We start from the raw sequence: 251 nt of genomic DNA on the forward strand, positions 1-251 counted from the left end.
TAAACTTGGACATGCGAAGGTAGGCGATGGCGACGAAGTTCTTCACGGTGCGAAATCCGCGGGCGGCCCGTTTGACTTGTTGGAGCATCCCATTCATCGCCTCGACGTAGGCGTTGCTGCGTCCATCAGGGCGATTGCATGAAGGATCAGATTGGTAGGCCTAAGACCTTGGCAAGATAGTCGGCGCTCCAGGCTGCCTTCATGCGCTTGGTAGCGATCCCGAGCTTAGCCGTCTTCTCGTTCTTCAGCAG

Annotated in this window: 1 pseudogene; it reads right to left on the reverse strand. The window is 56.6% G+C overall.

Annotated features, from left to right (window positions below):
• A pseudogene (locus F1735_RS35120) lies at nt 1–127 on the reverse strand (transposase); the annotation flags it as partial.
• Nucleotides 128–251: the final 124 nt, after the last annotated feature.

Source organism: Massilia genomosp. 1 (genome assembly GCF_011682185.1).
Classification (GTDB): Bacteria; Pseudomonadota; Gammaproteobacteria; order Burkholderiales; family Burkholderiaceae_D; genus Telluria_A; species Telluria_A rubra.